Annotated in this window: 15 protein-coding genes and 2 riboswitches; of the genes, 9 read left to right on the top strand and 6 right to left on the bottom strand. The window is 43.7% G+C overall.

Going from position 1 to position 16627, the window contains the following annotated elements; genetic code table 11:
• Positions 1-17: 17 nt before the first annotated feature.
• Positions 18-539 carry a methylated-DNA--[protein]-cysteine S-methyltransferase gene (locus ABFC84_17750; protein ID MEN6414586.1) on the top strand — a complete coding sequence of 174 codons (522 nt, stop codon included), beginning with the start codon at positions 18-20 and terminating at the stop codon, positions 537-539.
• Positions 540-585: 46 nt separating this feature from the next.
• Positions 586-674, top strand: a riboswitch (cyclic di-GMP riboswitch).
• A gap of 129 nt (positions 675-803) precedes the next feature.
• On the top strand, positions 804-2363 hold the full coding sequence (locus ABFC84_17745; protein MEN6414585.1) for a diguanylate cyclase: 1560 nt from the start codon (positions 804-806) through the stop codon (positions 2361-2363).
• 5 nt (positions 2364-2368) lie between these two features.
• On the opposite strand, the gene ABFC84_17740 is transcribed toward ABFC84_17745, so the two are convergent.
• The 4 genes from ABFC84_17740 to ABFC84_17725 form a co-directional block, all read right to left on the bottom strand.
• Positions 2369-2692, bottom strand: a complete 324-nt coding sequence (locus ABFC84_17740) for a hypothetical protein (GenBank protein ID MEN6414584.1) — start codon at positions 2690-2692, stop codon at positions 2369-2371.
• Positions 2693-3236: 544 nt separating this feature from the next.
• Positions 3237-3322: riboswitch (cyclic di-GMP riboswitch) on the bottom strand.
• Between the two features lie 278 nt (positions 3323-3600).
• Positions 3601-4311, bottom strand: coding sequence for a flavodoxin family protein (locus tag ABFC84_17735; protein MEN6414583.1), 711 nt, complete (start codon positions 4309-4311; stop codon positions 3601-3603).
• 355 nt (positions 4312-4666) lie between these two features.
• The gene (locus ABFC84_17730) at positions 4667-5569 is read right to left on the bottom strand and encodes an alpha/beta hydrolase (GenBank protein MEN6414582.1); all 903 of its coding nucleotides are present in this window, start codon (positions 5567-5569) and stop codon (positions 4667-4669) included.
• The gene (locus tag ABFC84_17725; GenBank protein ID MEN6414581.1) at positions 5562-5837 is read right to left on the bottom strand and encodes a hypothetical protein; all 276 of its coding nucleotides are present in this window, start codon (positions 5835-5837) and stop codon (positions 5562-5564) included. The genes ABFC84_17730 and ABFC84_17725 overlap by 8 nt, the downstream gene beginning before the upstream one ends.
• A gap of 582 nt (positions 5838-6419) precedes the next feature.
• On the opposite strand from ABFC84_17725, the gene ABFC84_17720 reads away from it, so the two are divergent.
• The 5 genes from ABFC84_17720 to ABFC84_17700 all read left to right on the top strand — a co-directional run bounded on the left by ABFC84_17720 (position 6420) and on the right by ABFC84_17700 (position 13058).
• Complete coding sequence (locus ABFC84_17720; protein ID MEN6414580.1) at positions 6420-6983, top strand: TetR/AcrR family transcriptional regulator; 564 nt, start codon at positions 6420-6422, stop codon at positions 6981-6983.
• A gap of 218 nt (positions 6984-7201) precedes the next feature.
• Positions 7202-8326: an efflux RND transporter periplasmic adaptor subunit gene (locus tag ABFC84_17715; protein MEN6414579.1), complete on the top strand. Its 1125-nt coding sequence runs from the start codon at positions 7202-7204 to the stop codon at positions 8324-8326.
• On the top strand, positions 8323-11427 hold the full coding sequence (locus ABFC84_17710) for an efflux RND transporter permease subunit (GenBank protein MEN6414578.1): 3105 nt from the start codon (positions 8323-8325) through the stop codon (positions 11425-11427). The genes ABFC84_17715 and ABFC84_17710 overlap by 4 nt, the downstream gene beginning before the upstream one ends.
• Positions 11428-11497: 70 nt before the next feature.
• A complete protein-coding gene (locus tag ABFC84_17705) occupies positions 11498-12793 on the top strand; it encodes a TolC family protein (GenBank protein MEN6414577.1) in 1296 nt (431 codons plus the stop codon).
• A 67-nt stretch (positions 12794-12860) separates the two neighbouring features.
• Positions 12861-13058, top strand: a complete 198-nt coding sequence (locus ABFC84_17700; protein MEN6414576.1) for a hypothetical protein — start codon at positions 12861-12863, stop codon at positions 13056-13058.
• A 161-nt stretch (positions 13059-13219) separates the two neighbouring features.
• Here ABFC84_17700 and ABFC84_17695 read toward each other — a convergent pair whose 3' ends face one another.
• Together ABFC84_17695 and ABFC84_17690 are read right to left on the bottom strand one after the other, a co-directional pair.
• Positions 13220-13939 carry a DUF421 domain-containing protein gene (locus ABFC84_17695; GenBank protein MEN6414575.1) on the bottom strand — a complete coding sequence of 240 codons (720 nt, stop codon included), beginning with the start codon at positions 13937-13939 and terminating at the stop codon, positions 13220-13222.
• A gap of 247 nt (positions 13940-14186) precedes the next feature.
• Positions 14187-14345: a hypothetical protein gene (locus ABFC84_17690; protein ID MEN6414574.1), complete on the bottom strand. Its 159-nt coding sequence runs from the start codon at positions 14343-14345 to the stop codon at positions 14187-14189.
• Positions 14346-14526: 181 nt separating this feature from the next.
• Between ABFC84_17690 and ABFC84_17685 the strand changes: the two genes are divergently transcribed.
• The gene (locus ABFC84_17685; GenBank protein ID MEN6414573.1) at positions 14527-14904 is read left to right on the top strand and encodes a hypothetical protein; all 378 of its coding nucleotides are present in this window, start codon (positions 14527-14529) and stop codon (positions 14902-14904) included.
• Positions 14901-16253: a hypothetical protein gene (locus tag ABFC84_17680; protein MEN6414572.1), complete on the top strand. Its 1353-nt coding sequence runs from the start codon at positions 14901-14903 to the stop codon at positions 16251-16253. Before ABFC84_17685 ends, ABFC84_17680 begins: the two co-directional genes overlap by 4 nt.
• The last annotated feature ends 374 nt before the right edge of the window (positions 16254-16627 follow it).

Raw genomic sequence — 16627 nt, 5'->3', positions numbered from 1 at the left:
TCCAGGAAGTGATGGCAATGAAAAACGTATTTTTTTATCAAATGGACATTGGTCGCATTGGAATGGCAGAAAACGGAACTGCGATTACGAATGTGTATTTCAACGGGGGCTCCCCGGGAGATGCTCTATTACAAGAAACAGACTTGCTCAAAGAAGCCGGCAGGCAGCTTAAGGATTATCTTACCGGCAAGCGGAAAACATTCGAGCTTCCCCTTGCCCCTGACGGTACCGAATTTCAGCAGAAGGTATGGCAGTCTTTGCAAGAAATTCCCTATGGCGAAACACGAAGCTATGGAGAAGTTGCAAAGAGTATCGGAAATCCACAATCCTCCCGTGCAGTCGGTATGGCGAATCACAAAAATCCTATTCCTATATTTATACCCTGCCACCGTGTCATTGGTGCGAAGGGAGATCTGGTCGGCTACGCAGGCGGGCTGTCTGTAAAAATATCCCTTTTAAAATTGGAAAAACAGCATGCAAACGACTACGCCCAAACTATTTGCCGAACAGGGAACAGTAAAAAACTTCCTCCATCTTGACTTTATATTTTTTTTATAATAACATATAATTGTATAAATTGTATTTATACATAAAGGGCAACTCTATCGAAAGATAGCAGACGCAAAGCTATGGGTCTAAAGTCAAAGAATGACTATGATTGCCAGGCCGCAAGGATAACTAGCGCGGCGAGACCTAGGTTATAACCTAGGTCTTTTTTGTTGCACTATATATAGCGGATTGTCGGCAAGATCATCTGCTTCATCATATCTATGCCATTTCCATAGGCAAAGGAGAACAATAGTGTGTTTAAAAATCTCTCAAAATTTTACGTCCTTTATGCGCTTTTCAGTCTCATATTCACCGGTTTTTTATTTATTGCAGTTCCGCCGGGAATTTTTAACGCCGCCACTATATTATTTCCTGCATTTCTCTTGCTTGCGTTACGATTTAGACGAAAAAATACCGCTTATGGCTTTGCCGCAGCAGCCCTTATCAGTCATCATTGGCTGTTGAATGCCATAGCCGCTTATAAAAGCATAGGTGCGGATGCCTTTACTCCTTTTATTATTAATGCCGGGTTTCTATATGCCCCGGTATTACCGAACCCTTTTTTTTCTATATTGGCAGTAACAACTCTTACATTTCACTTTATTAATTATGACGGAGGTATATCTGCACTCATTGTTGTAAAAATCATCTGCACTATTTTATTTGCCTTATTAGCCAGTATGGTGGTACGCTTTTTCCGCAATTTATCAGTAGAGCGCAATCGTTTTTATCAAGCAAGCATCACCGATCCGCTTACGGGATTAAGCACTTTTACCCATGCAATCCATCTTGGTCAAAAAATGCTGTCTGCCGGCAAGCAGGTAATCGTAGCTCTTATTGATTTTGACAATTTTAAAAGTATTAATGATACTTACGGACATGTTATCGGTAATAAAGTCCTGATTCAATTCGCTGCGGCATTGCGAAAGCTTGTCATTTCAGAATCAGCGATTGCCCGGCTAGGCGGGGATGAATTTGTTCTTATCCTTGGACAAGAGAGCGGAGATGCTTTGGCAGTTGCTGCTATGCTTGAGCAGTTAGAAACAACCTGTTATGTCACTGATAATGATCTAAATCCAATACAAATTGCTTTTTCTTACGGAATAGCCTTACAAAGCAAGACAGAAAAGATGAATATTGAAGAATTGATCAATTTAGCTGACAAGAATATGTATTGTAATAAAACATTAAAAAATATGCATCCCACCTTGCATGACAACGTTAACAATATTCCGGAGAACTTTCAGGAAATTCTAACTGTATTGGAACAAAAAGATATATACAGTTATGTACATTCCCAAGCCGTTGCTCATTACAGTGCGTTTTTAGCAGAAAAAGCAGGAATGGATGCTTCCTTCGTTGACCGTCTTTATCTGGCGGGCTGGCTTCATGATATTGGGAAAATTGCTGTTTCAAATCATATCCTGCGTAAGCCCGGCAAATTAAGCGAAAAAGAGTATCATTTAATGCAAAATCATGTTGAGTTCGGGATGAGTTTTTTAAAATTGTTCGCTATTGATGATACCGTAGGAAAGGCGATTGAGAATCACCATGAACGATATGACGGATACGGATATCCCCATGGCCGGATGAAAAACGGAATCCCTTTTGAAGGCCGTATTCTAGCGATAGCCGATGCTTACGCGGCGATGACGGTAAAGAGAGTCTATCGAAAAATTATGGCTCCTGCGGAGGCCTTGCAAGAACTCAAGAATGAAAAAGAAAGTCAATTTGATCCGCAGCTTGTAGATATATTTGTTGCTAATATGCTAAAAAGCCACCCTGTCCCAAATGACAGAGTGACTCTTGAATAATTCTCTTACCAACCGCGATGTTCAAATTCGTGATGAATACGTTCTAGTTCGTGTTGATGACGTTCATTCTCATGTTTCTGGCGTTCATGCCAATGCCTTCTCGATTCGCCAGGATGCCTTTTCATTTCGCTCTCATGCCGATCATTTTCTTCTCGTATACGCCTATCATGTTCACGCTGCCGATCGTTATCGTGATTACGATGATGTTCTTCAAATTGTACTCTTTCAGGACCATGTGCAGGAGAGGCAGAAACCATTGAAGCACCCAACCCAATTTGCAGCATACCTACCATTGAATAGACAACTATTTTTTTTACAATATTTTTCATGGGGCATCCCTCCTCTATTTCATGGTTTTATTATAATTGGTAAATATGACAAAATTGTGACTGAACAGTCATTTTTTTAAACCCCATCCCTGGCGCTATGCTAGGGATGGACGGTGTCCGTTTTGTTAAGATACGGTCTACACTTCGATGGGAGGTTTTCTTTTATCATCTGAAATTCGTTATTTCATCAAGCAGCTCAATTTTAAATTTGGATGCTGCGCTTTTGTCCTTACTAAATCGCCAAAATCACACCCGGCTTATTCCCAAAATTGTATGAGCCGCACGCAAAATCTTAGTAATTCCTAACGATCCCCACAACTCCCGAATTGTCGATGGCCTGCCGCATCTATGCGTGGATATGACTAACCCGCACCGTGTACATCTTGTAAAATATCTTGTTTGCATAATTCCCGTAGGCGTTACATCAATGTTTTCAAATTGTTTACTCCCACAAGAACATTTCCTTTCGTCCAATTCTTACATCTCCCTGGTCTTAATCTTGGCGGTTTAAACAAAATCAAATAAAAATTGCCAGACCGCACTTTTATGCAGCCTGGCAATCGTAGGTGAAAAACCTGTAGACCCATGGCTTTGCGTCCCTGCCTTTCAGCAAGTTTGCCAGTTAACTAAGAAGCTATATTAATTCAAAATGCAAATAGCTTTTGTTAATTTAATTGTATCAGTCCATTCTGGACATTTTCTGAACAACCGGGCTCTTTCTATAAAATTCCACATAATACATCATATTCAGGGTCCGGCGTCCAACAAGAGCAGTTGGACACCATTGCCAGTAATTAATAGCAAGACCGACAAAGACCTAACGCCGAAAGTATCATACTCAATCTGAATTCAACTGGCCGTCACATTAAGCATTGTGTTTTCCTCTTTCTGCCTCGTTCTCCAATATCTTAATCCAATAGACTATCAACATACTTTTTAACTTCCCGTATATAAACTTCATCCGGAATAAATTTTTGTTCTAGCAATTCCATTGTTTTTGCTGTCAATTTTCGATTGATGGCAATCTCCCTGCCTGCAATTTCCAAAGTCTTCAGATAGTTAGCGACAACCATGCCCACCTCGTTTTCCCGGACACTCAACAGCGCCCCCTGGGGAACATATATTTCACCAATTATCTGTGCATTGAGATTCCGCGCATGTCGTTTAAGCCAATGGGAGATCACCTGGAAATGTGATCTTTCCGGAAAGCCACAATTTGCCAGCATGACCATCTGTGGAGCCGCTTTCGTTGTTAAATGACGGCATTCTCCTTGACTATCTTTTCCCCAATAGGGGCTGGCTGTTACCATGAGTCGATCTATAAAAGTTTTTAGCATACTTGAAATATTATCAAAATAAAGCGGCGTCGCCAAAACACGAACATCCGCATCTTCGATAAGAGATATAATCTCCGCCATATCATCTTTGATGACACATTTCCCTGGTGTTTTAAACCAACAGACCTTACACGCCGTACAGTATTTAATTTCTTTTTCTGCTAAAAAAACAGTTACCGTTTCTGCTCCTGCTTCCTTTGCTCCCTTTAAGAAAGCAGAACTCATAATATTCGTATTGCCATTTCTGCCGCGATGGCTGCCGTTAATCACTGCAATTTTCATTGCATCACACTTCTTTCATTTTGCTTTTTGTTTTATTGTGCTTTATTTCAACCGGAAAATAAAATTTACTGATACTGTCCAAAAAACGCTGCTTCATCTATTTTTACCCATTATACAAAACAAGTACAAACATTTCGTTGCCATAATATTGCTTTCTAACGTATCTGTCAATACCAGTCATCTGACAAAAACTCAACCACCACCTGCTAAAGCAGGTGGTGGTTGAGTTTTACAGGAAAAGTTCCATACGGGAACAGAGGACATGACGTATTGGCGAAAGCATTATCGTTTTACAAAACTCCAGACCAAAACGTACGTCGGAAGCGTTTTGGTTGGAGTTGTTCCTAAAATATAATCAAAGGCTATTGCTGGGGGGTGTTACCTTTTTTATATGACGGGAAATAGCGGTTACTACTTCCGGCCAAGCCCCCTTGGGGAGGTCGTGCCCCATTCCGTCAATGATCAATAAATTTGCCCTAGGAATTACGCGAGCCGTATCTTTCCCCGCTTCGATAGGGATCAGCGGATCTCCGGACCCGTGTATTACGAGTGTGGGGGCTTTAATGGACGAAAGCAATGCTGTTCTATCGCCGCGGGAAAGAATCGCCATATTTTGACGCGCCATTCCCTGTGGATAATAGGATCGGTCATAGCTCTTCTCCAGGTATGTCCGAGCTCGCTTCTCCTCAAAGGGAAAACCGGGACTCCAAATCTTTCGCCATACATTCATATTGTGTTCAATATATGCTGTGCGCTCCGCCGGCGGCGGCGCGACAACGGCAGCTATGGCCTCCGGCTTTCCCTGCGGAAGATGGGGATTCCCCGTGTTTGACATGATGGAAGTCAGGCTCAGAACACGCCGTGGATGCCGATAAGCAACAACTTGGGCTATCATGCCGCCCATCGAAGCGCCGCAGATATGCGCTCTTTCAACGTGCAATGCATCCAGTAACCCCGCACAGTCATCTGCCATATCGTCCAGGGAATATGCCGCTGCAACATCCTTACCTTCCATAGCGGCTTTGATTGCAGCCATAATATCCGGGACTCCGGCTTCATCAAATTTGGTCGAAAGGCCAGCATCGCGATTGTCAAAACGAATTACAAAAAGCCCTGTTTTCGCTAATAGTTCGCAGAGCTCGGCATCCCAGAAGAGCATTTGGGCACCATTGCCGGCGATTAATAGTAAAGCTGAAGAAGAGCTATCGCCGAAAGTATCATACTCGATCTGAATTCCATTGGCCGTTACATTAGGCATTGGTTTCTCCTTCCTGCTTCATTTTCAAATTGGCGTTTACCAATATACTGTCAACATGTTTTTTAACTTCTCGTATATTCACTTCATTGGGAATCAATTTCTGTTCTAGCAATGCTTTTGTTTCTAATGTCAGTTTTCTATCAATAGTACGTTCCCAACATGCGGTTCCCAAAGCCTCCAGATAGTTAGAGACAACAATGCCCACCTCATTTTCCCGATAAGAGCCAACGTTGTTGACATTTCGGATTATTTTATCGCCCCCTTTCATTAACTATTACTATCCTAGCCTTGGAAATAAATTTATCGCATTATCCCGGTATATCGCACGCCGCTGCTCATCAGTAATCACGTTTGTCTTGTCACGCGCCCGCCAAATAAATACAGTCACCCGCCGGCGTATAGGGATAATCAGCCGTATAGTAAATGAGCCGTTTCTACCAATGGCAGCAACGCAGCCAACTGTCTAGGCAGGCAGACTCCTACGTCTTTTTCTTTCTTCAGCGTCTTTTTGCGACTGTTTTAAAAGTTTTTAAGAAAATAATTTTATAAATCCATTTACCTACTTGATTGCTTTTCGTTTTGTCGTGTACCAGAAAGACAATTATAGTACGCTGGTTACAATAATGATATGCCTCTCGTAATCATTTGTCAATAAAAAAAAATGTGTTTATTAAGTTGGTCATTAATTGCTTAATAAACACCTTCATTATCATAATTAGAAGCATTGCCTCACAATTTTAATTTCTTACATGATAGCTATTGACACATGTTAAAAAGTGGTATAATCTTAATTTGAATTCAATAGTACCCATTTTGTCATTTCGGTACAAAAGTAATGAGGTGGTTTTATTTGCGTAATCGAATTCTTATGGCCGCGGCCGACGAGATGAAAACCCGCGGTGTAAAATTTACAATGAGCAACCTTGCACGGCGTCTCAGTCTTAGTAAAACTTCTTTATACGAGCACTTTTCCTCCAAAAATGAACTGGTGCATGATATTTTAGCTACAGCGATCCACGATGTCGAGGAACAGGCGGATAAAATCTACAATAACCCTGGGCTATCCCCTGCGGAAAAATTTCAGGCTCTGCTAAAAGTTTCACCGCAGGTATTCGGTTCCATAAACAATAACAGTCTTTATGACGATCTGCGCCACTATTATCCAAATGAATGGCAGCTGGTGTCAGACTTCCGCGACGAACATCTGAATCGCCTGACTTCTCTTGTCGTCCAGAGTATTGAAACCCACTCACTTCGCCCGATTAATGTATCTGTGCTTAAACAAATTATAACGAGTGTGACAAATGACCTGTTCAACTACCGATTCCTGGAAGAAAGCAACCTGACATATGCAGATGCATTATCAGCAATGGCGGATATTATCGTATTCGGACTGAGCACATCTAAAAAATAAAAATTTTTTGTCTGCTATTTTAAATCACACAAAAGTGTGATTTAAAAATGCGTATCTGTACCATAAATACCGATAATGTAATATCGGTACAAAATTAGTTTCTTCCGTCACCTCCGGTTGTTTGGGCCAAAATCAAATCAATCAACCGGATGCCAGAATGAAAAAACGTGTTTCCTTATCTATGTTTCTTAATAGTAACCAAAACGAGGAGTGAAATCATGCACCAATGGAACTGGTTGACCAAACTGCCAAAACAAAAAATATATTACGGATTAGCTGCACTAGTAATCGCATTGTGTATTATCGGCGGGATTATATGGAATTCACACCGTCAAGTCAAAACAGTCACAGATGATATTACAGTGGTCCAAACCGCCGTAATTGGCGCCGCAGGCTCTGCGCAGGAATACACGTATTCCGGTGAAGTCCGCGGACGCTATGAAAGCCAGCTGGCTTTCCAGGTCAGCGGCAAAATTATAAAACGGAATGTAGAACTGGGCAGCGTAATAAATGTCGGCGATGTGCTGATGCAGATTGATCCCAAGGATATTCAGCAAACTGTAAACAGCGCTTCGGCCCAAGTATACTCCGCTGAGTCACAGCTCCGGCTGGCGGAAAGCAATTTGAACCGCTACCGGCAGCTCTACGAAGACGGCGCTGTCGGCCGCATGACTTACGAACAGTATGTCAGTGCCTATGAAGTAGCCTCCGCTACGGTACAGCAGGCTTCTGCCCAACGTACGCAGGGGGCCAACCAGCTTGACTACAGCCTGCTGCGTACCGACAAACCGGGCGTCGTCTCTGCCATCAAGGCGGAAGCGGGTCAGGTGGTCAGTGCCGGACAGCCGGTACTGACTATTGTTCAGGATGGGGAACGGGAAGTAGAAATCAGCGTTCCGGAAAATCGGATCGAAGAGTTACGAAAAGCGCAGCAAATTAAAGTGACATTCTGGGCATTGTCTAATGTATCAGCGGCAGGTAAAGTGCGGGAAATTGCCCCCATGGCTGATCCGGTAACCCGCACCTACAAAGTACGCATCAGCTTACTCAACCCGCCGCCTGAAATGAAATTGGGCATGACCGCTGCCGTTAGCCTTTTCGATAGCGAAGCACAATCAACGGCAACGATTCCATTGTCGGCTGTTTACCAAAACGGCGACACCCCGTATGTTTGGGTCGTAACCGACGGCACGGTTGCCTTACGTCAAATTAAAACCGGTAAATTCGGCAATGGAACCATTCAGGTTGTCGCCGGACTGCAGCAAGGCGACCGGATCGTAACGGCCGGAGTCCATAAGCTCAATGAGGGGCAGAAAGTGAAATTGGGCGGTGACTCTTTATGAACCAATTCAATCTGACGGAGTGGGCGCTGAACCATAAGCAGTTTATTTACTTTTTTGTCATCCTCGCCTTCGTTGCCGGCCTATTCTCCTATAAAAGTATGGGCCGGGCGGAAGATCCCGATTTCGTAATTAAGCAGATGGTCATCGCGGTTCCCTGGCCGGGCGCTACCGCCCGCCAAATGGAAGAGCAAGTCACCGACAAAGTCGAAAAAAAGCTTCAGGATTTGCCGGGGCTTGACTACTTAAAAAGCTATTCCACACCGGGCCTTACTGTTATTTATGTGAACCTCAAAGACAATGTGCCAAAAAAAGAAATAAGAAGCAGCTGGGTGGAAGCCAGAAATATGGTCAATGACATAAAGAGCACCTTCCCTACCGGCGTCATGGATCCGGTGTTTAATGATCGCTTCGATGAAGTTTACGGTATTGTGTACGCGCTTACCAGCGACGGCTATTCCTACGAACAAATGAGGGAAAAAGCGGAAAAAATCCGGCGGGTCTTTCTGGGGGTTCCCAACGTAAGGAAAGTCAAACTACTGGGCGTGCAAACCGAAAAAATTTACGTTGAGATTGAAAACAGTAAATTAGCGCAACTCGGGATTCCTCCGGAGACAATTCTATCCACCCTGCAAGCGCAAAACGCTATGGCGCCTTCGGGTATGCTTCAAACCGCTAGTGACAATGTGTATATGCGGGTTACCGGCATGTTTGAGAACCTTGAAGATATTCAAAGCCTTCCCATTGAAGTAAACGGCCGCAGCTTCCGGTTAGGGGATATCGCCAAAATAAGCCGCAGTTATTCCGACCCCTCCGATCCCCAGTTCTATTACAACGGCCAGCCGGCTATCGGCATTGCGGTGGCCATGGATACCGGCGGTAATATTCTGAACCTGGGAAAAGATATGGAAACAGCCGTGGATCACATCCAAAAAGAACTTCCGGCCGGTTTGGAACTCCACCAAACGGTGAACCAGCCCAAAGTTGTGGAAAACTCCATCGATGAGTTTGTCGAATCACTGGCGGAAGCGATCGGCATTGTTTTAATTGTAAGTTTTATCAGTTTGGGCGTTCGCTCCGGAATGATTGTGGCGCTTTGCATACCGCTGGTCATTGCGACCGTGTTCACGGTCATGCAAATTGCCGGTATCGATTTGCATCGAACCTCCCTGGGTGCCCTGATTATTGCTTTGGGTCTGTTGGTTGATGATGCTATTATCACCATAGAAACCATGGTCGTGAAGCTGGAAGAAGGCTGGGATCGTTTAGCCGCCGCCAAATTTGCCTATGCTTCCACCGCCTATCCCCGGCTGACCGGTGAATTAGTTACCTGTGCGGGCTTTATTCCTGTAGGCTTCTCAAACGGAAATGCCTCTGAATACTGTGTAACCATGTTCTACGTTATTGCTATGGCGCTCCTTATATCCTGGCTGGTAGCCGGCACCGCCACTCCGCTGTTTGGCTACTTATTCATTAAAGTCAAGCCTCATTCCGGCGAAGACAGCCATGACGTTTACGACACTCCCTTATACCATAAGTTTAGAGGACTTCTTTCCTGGTGCCTAAGCCACCGCGGTATAATGCTGGGAGGCACCGTCATTTCCTTTGCTTTAGGCGTGCTTTTACTTACAAATATTACACAGCAGTTCTTTCCGTCATCATCCCGTCCAGAATTGATTGTGCAGCTTAGACTCCAGGAAGGCGCTTCCCTCGAGAATACGGAACAAGTTGCCAAGGAGTTTGCGCAAAGAATTAGTGATGATCCCGGAATTGATTACTATACCTATCATGTTGGTGAGGGCGCCCCGCGCTTTGTTTTGACAATTGAACCTGAACTGCCCAAAACTAATTTTGCCGAATTTGTCATTGTCGCCAAAGATGATAAAGTAAGAGACCAGTTGCGTGCCAAATACGCAAAAGTGCTGAATGACGATTTCCCCGCCGTACAATATCACACTAAAGTTATTAGTATCGGCCCTGCCGCTGATTATCCTGTCATGCTCCGGGTAAAAGGGTACGACGTGGACAAGGTTCGTGAAATCAGCGAACAGGTAAAAGCGGCCATGGCTTCGAATCCCCATGTGCAAAATGTCAACCTGAAGTGGAATGAGAAAAGCAAGATTGTCCATCTTGCCATTGATCAGGATAAAGCCAGGAAACTGGGAGTTGCGTCCGCACCGTTGGCGACCTCTCTGCAAACCCAGCTTTCCGGCTTGCCTATAACGCAATTCCGGGAAGATGACAAAACCGTGGATATGGTTTTTCGCTTTGACTCTCAAAACCGCAACAATCCCGAATCCGTAAAAAATATCAACATTCACACGGGTAATGGCCGCTATGTACCTTTGGATCAAATTGCCAAAATCAGCTATGATGCCGAAGAAGGCCTTATTTACCGCCGTGATTTAAAACCAATGATCCTGGTGCAGGCAGAACTCAAGGCTGAAAATGTAACCGGCCAGGATGTGGCCACACAAATATACGATCAGCTTAAACCGCTGCGCGAAAGCCTGCCCTTTGGCTACAGCATAGAATACGACGGTTCGAATGAAGACAGTGTTAAAGCCCTTCACTTCCTTTTGGAGCCGGTACCGGCCATGTTCATTATTATTATGATCATCTTGATGGCCCAGTTGCAAAGTATCCCAAAAATGATGCTTACGATGCTGACGGCGCCTTTGGGCATTATCGGTGTATCCGTAGGCCTGTTCATCTCCGGCAAGCCTCTGGGTTTTGTGGTGCAGCTTGGCATTTTAGCCTTGTCAGGCATCATAATGCGTAACTCAGTCATTCTTATCGACCAAATTGACCAACAGCTCGCCGCCGGGGCTTCTCCGTGGAATGCCATAATTGAAGCAACGGTCATCCGGCTGCGGCCTATTTTGCTGACAGCAGCCGCGGCAATTTTGGGAATGGTTCCCCTTCTATCCAGTGTTTTCTGGGGGCCGCTGGCTGTAACCATTGCCGCCGGCTTATTAGGTGCCACCATACTTACTCTCCTGGTTTTACCGGTTATGTATGCCACCTGTTACAGGGTACAGTCCAACCATACGCTGCCGGTTCCGCTGGGACCCGATAAACAAGGCGATGCTCCGTTAGCATAAATTCTTTGCAACGGTTCTATTCAGAAGAAAAATTTATGACTACCACGAACCTACGAGAAAGGAGCTCATTGTGAAGTTACATTCTACTTATTTTAAAACAACTTTCTTATCCATTCTAACTTTCCTGGCATTATCTCAGCCTGCATTTGCGCAGCCAATAGACCTCTCCCTTGATGACAGCATTGCGCTAACCTTTAAAAATAATCCGGCATTGCAAATTGCAGCGGCACGTGAAGAACAAACCGTTTGGGCAATCAAAGAAGCTCAATCCAATAAAAAAGCATCCCTCGATTTCACACATATTGATCTGCGCTCCGATGCGCCGCATTCATGGCAGCCGACATTGTCATCGGTCGATGCATACAATTACTTTAGCAATACACTGACTGCCAGTATCCCGCTGTACACTGGCGGCAAAGTAGAAAATTCAATTAAACAGGCTCAACTGGGACAAGAAAATTCCCAGCTTGAAATAGCCGCCACTAAAAATAACCTTAAGTTAGAGAGCCGTCAGGGTTATTACCAAGCGCTACAATCCCAACTGTTATTAGAAATTGCTAAACAAACAGTCGCTGATTTTAAAGTTCACCTGAATCATGTTCTAGATATGTTTGATAAAGGGGTAGTCCCTTGGCATGACGTATTGCAGACCAAAGTCAAACTCGCCAATGCGGAAAATACTTTGGTAAAAGCGCAAAATGATTATAACTTAGCGATTTATCGTCTCAATAAAACTATGGGATTGCCTTTGCACAGTGAAATCAATCTTACAGAACCGTTAATTTATCAACAATTCACTCTCAGTCAAGATGATGTCATTACGTTTGGATTAGACCATCGGCCAGAAATGCGGCAACAACAAACAACTGTAAAAATAAGAGAAACCCAGGTTAACATTACCCGGAGCGAGAACCGCCCCAAGGTTATGCTAAAAGGCACGGTAGCCTGGGATGACACCGACTTCGCCGGTACTAAGAATGAAGACAGCACTGCCATGCTGATCACACAGCTTAATGTGTTCGATTCGGGTAATACGGATGCTAAAATCAAGCAGGCGCAATCAGAAGTATTAGCTGCCAAGGAACAAGCCAGACAAACACATGATGATATTTCGTTGGAAATCAGCGACGCCTATTTGAATATGAGAGAAGCGGAAAAGCGAATTTCTACTAACAAAGTAGCGGTTGAAGAAGCCAGTGTCAATTTTGAGATTGCCCAAAAAGCTTATAGTGCCGGAGTTGATACGAATCTGGATGTTATGGATGCCGAACTGGCGTTAACCCAGGCAAAAACAAATTATACCAACTCATTGTTTGACTACAACATCAGCAAAGCCCGACTCGACAAAGCTATAGGAAGCAATTAAAGTATTTACCATAAGAGGTCAATGGCTGGGGCGGCCAATTTGCCAGACCGATAGGGAGTTAAACTTTATGATTATGCGATATCTGAACTATCTATTTTATATCGCCTTACTGACAGCCAGTCAAATATCATATGTTCTTGGCGTTCATAATGAATGTATCTGCGAGGATTGCGGGAACAGTTTCGATTTTAAGGATTTTCTCTATGGTCAGGGGAGAGCCCGCTGCCCTTTTTGTGGTTCGGATAACTGGGAAATAAGAAGTTAAGCCGTCTTCAAAATGCCGTTGTTCTATATTTACTGTGGTGGATTTGTGTTTGCTAATCAACATTAGCAGATTTTTATGCCCCTACCCCAGCCTGCGACCGGATGGAAGATCAGGTAAGTCATTCCTTTTAAGGATTGCTTGTTAATATTAAGTTCTATTTGCTAGAAATCGTCGTTATTATCTTTAATAAGCAGGTCTTTTCTCATATCTATATATAATTCTCCCTCAGGGCTTAACATGCACAGCATTATTTCCTGTGGCTTCGCAATCCCGCGCAAAGCTAATTTATTAATTAATTCTTCATAAGAGAGCCCAGCAATTTTTAAGTTTTCAAATATAATTTCCCCATCAATAATTAATTCCTTGCCAAGCATATTACTAAAAGGGAGTTTATTTGTTTGTGAAGCATATGATGACTCATTTTGCTTCTCTGTTTTCTTTAATACGCTTAATGCCCCATCAGTTTCAATCAATGCTGCCTCAACATGGGAGGGTGAAAATACTTCCTGTTCTCTTAGCAATTCCAAAAGGTCATTAACATTATAGTACCTTCTTTTTAAATTTTCTTCTAATATGCGCCCTTTATATATGACTAATATCGGCTGAGACTCTAAAATCTTTCTTGCCGGTAATGACTTTCTGGATACAAAACTAATAACAAGAACCCAAAAAGTAACAATAACTAAGCTCGACAATATTAAAACAATTTCCATATATCTATCTGATAGAATCAGCACTGCTATATTTCCGATAATTATACCTACTGCAAAATCAAAAAAGGTCAATTGTGCCAATGTTCGTCTGCCTAATATTCGTGCAATAATTAATAATAGACATAAAACTAGAGAGGTTCGCCAACCTATATCTAACAGTTCATTCATAATAGTCTCCTTAATAAGAGCTGTCTATGATAGTATGAGATTTTTGCTTACGGTTCTATGCAGCAATATTCCATCCCTGATGATGTTTTTACTAAAAATGAACAGCCGGACATTGGGCAGTTATAGAAATTATATATATAGAAGGCGCCCTCCATAAGAGGGCGGCTTTATCTTATACAGCAATTGAATTAATAATAAAAATCATCGTAATCATAATCGTAAATAGGATAAGCACCCAATAAATATCCTAATCCCAGCCCCAGTCCCAAGCCACCAAAACCTCCATAATAATGTCCAAAGTGGCCGAAATGACCAAATCCGTGACCAAAGTGACCAAATCCACCATGAACGCCATGGAATTGACGCCAGCCACCACATTGGGGACAACGATATTGCATGTTTTCATCCCTCCCCTTACTACACTACATATTATGTAATCTCATGAAAGACTGCTACTGATTCTATAAAAAAATCCCGGCAACATTGTGCCGGACGCCAAAAGGACGGGGTTATGACACCACCTCTCCCTATCAAGATCATGTCATCGATTGGACAGACCGAAGTACAAATGAAAGGTTGAATCAGCAATGTCAACAATATGGGAATGGTTGGACAATATATCAGTCTGCTGGTATGCCGCAACAATAGCTTTTATCCTGGCAATAACCTGGTTAGCATATAAAATTCACCGCGCTCCAGCTATGGAGGAAGAGGAATTGGTACATCATCAAAGAAGTACAGAATTACCTGCGGATGTTATCGCATACCAACGCCAAAAAGATCAACTTCTGACAGAAATAGAGCATTTAATCCATGAACTGGAACAACTGCACCAAACCGGGCAAAAAGGGAACGCATCCAGGATTACGGACAGGTTAGAAAAAAAGCTGAGGCAATTATCTGGTTTAAAGGCCGCAAAAACATGTAAACAGCTTTCAACGGAAAGACGGGGCGATATTCCTTGAAACGATTACTTTTGCTATTACTCGTCGCTGGTGTACTGGTATGTATACCGATCATAAGTTTTGCCGGACCAAAAGAAGATTATGAGCAAGCTTACAAAATCTATCTGGCTGCCGGAGCAAGCGCGGCTGCCTATAGCGATCGGCTTGGCGATCTGGCCAATCGCTACATGGAACAGGACGGCTGGCAAATTGATCATTATATTCAGGTGCAGGGCCATACCGGTGCCCGCTACCTGATTGCTCGAAAAGAAGGTATCCCCTACTACATTGTTGCCATTGTCGGTACAGAAAATAAAAGAGATATTAAAACCGACCTCAATGTTGGTAAAGTCTATTTTGCCGGCAGCACTCCCGCAGAATTTGCCGCCAATGCCGCTAAAAAAGATATTCCTGACACGGAACCTAAAGTACACAGGGGATTTAATGAATTCATTCAGGCTGGCCCGTCGGCTGTCCTACAAAATTCTCAACATACCCCAATCTCACTGCCCGCTCTTCTCACCGCCGATAAAAGCCGTAAGCTATACCTAACCGGCCATAGTCTCGGCGGCGCAGCCGCCACTCTGGCCGGGGCAAGACTGCTAAGTATAGGCATCAGCCCGGAGCAGATGGAAATTATCACCTTCGGTGCCCCTGCTGTAGGCAATGCCGCTTTCGCCGCCAAATTCGGTCCAAACCTCCCCTTAACTCGAGTGGTGAATTCCGGTGATCCGGTAACCGGCGTTCTGCAAACCATGGTCGGCAGCTATCAGCAGTTCGGCCGGGAAATTAAATGGTACCCGCCAGATACAATCAATGATGCTCATCGATTGACCAGCTACATGGACGCCGCAATCAAAAACTATTATGACAAACGCCGCCAGGCGATTGAGGCCGGAATGGAACTGCCCGCCCCGACTGCCGCTAAACAGACAGCCAACGGACGCGTCTACATTGTCCCACTTCGAAATAATCTGCCGTCCGACTTAACAACAGATTTTTGGTATATGCAGGAAGCACTGCAAGATGAATACCGGCAAACATTGCCGGACTATGTTACAGCCAACTCGCAGGCGGTTCCCGCCACATGGCAGGAAGAGGCTACTGCCTCCGGCTGCCGCATGGCGCTTACCTCTGAAGTAAGCGCCATGCGCATAAAACAAGAAAAAAATACCTATTACATAACAGTAACTCAAACCGTGTATGATGTGGCAACAGGTACAGCCGTTGACACAGCCACATATTCTACCGGGACTTACAACTTAACACCTCTGGAAGCATTCATCCATGCTTTCAAAGATATGAGTGCCCATCAAAACAGCTGGCTGATGAAGAATAAAGCGGTAAACGAAAAAAATACTAAGATGTGATGTTTCGATGAAGCAACTAAAAATGGCTGTAATGTATATCCTCTGCGTAGTGACCGTCGGAATTATTGGCTTCGCCTCTATCGAATATCTACCCTGGCTTGATGCTATTGGACAACCAGGGACGTCAGACTGTGCGAAAATGCTTAATTTCTCTGCCTTAATATTGCCCAAAATAGCGATTTTGCATAAAAATAGCGGCTATAATCAAAAGTGAGTCTTAACCCTACTTGATTGCCGCTATCAATTGTTTGCACGTTTTACTCCGATAGAGTTTTCTTTTTGCATCATTTTTGCTTACATTACAAAGAACTGCACCTTGAGGGCAAATATAATAATCATTAGCTGCGTCATACTTGAAGTTATCCACAATATAA

The organism is Veillonellales bacterium, assembly GCA_039680175.1.
Classification (GTDB): domain Bacteria; phylum Bacillota; class Negativicutes; order JAAYSF01; family JAAYSF01; genus JBDKTO01.
This window is presented reverse-complemented; position numbering and strand designations above follow the sequence as displayed.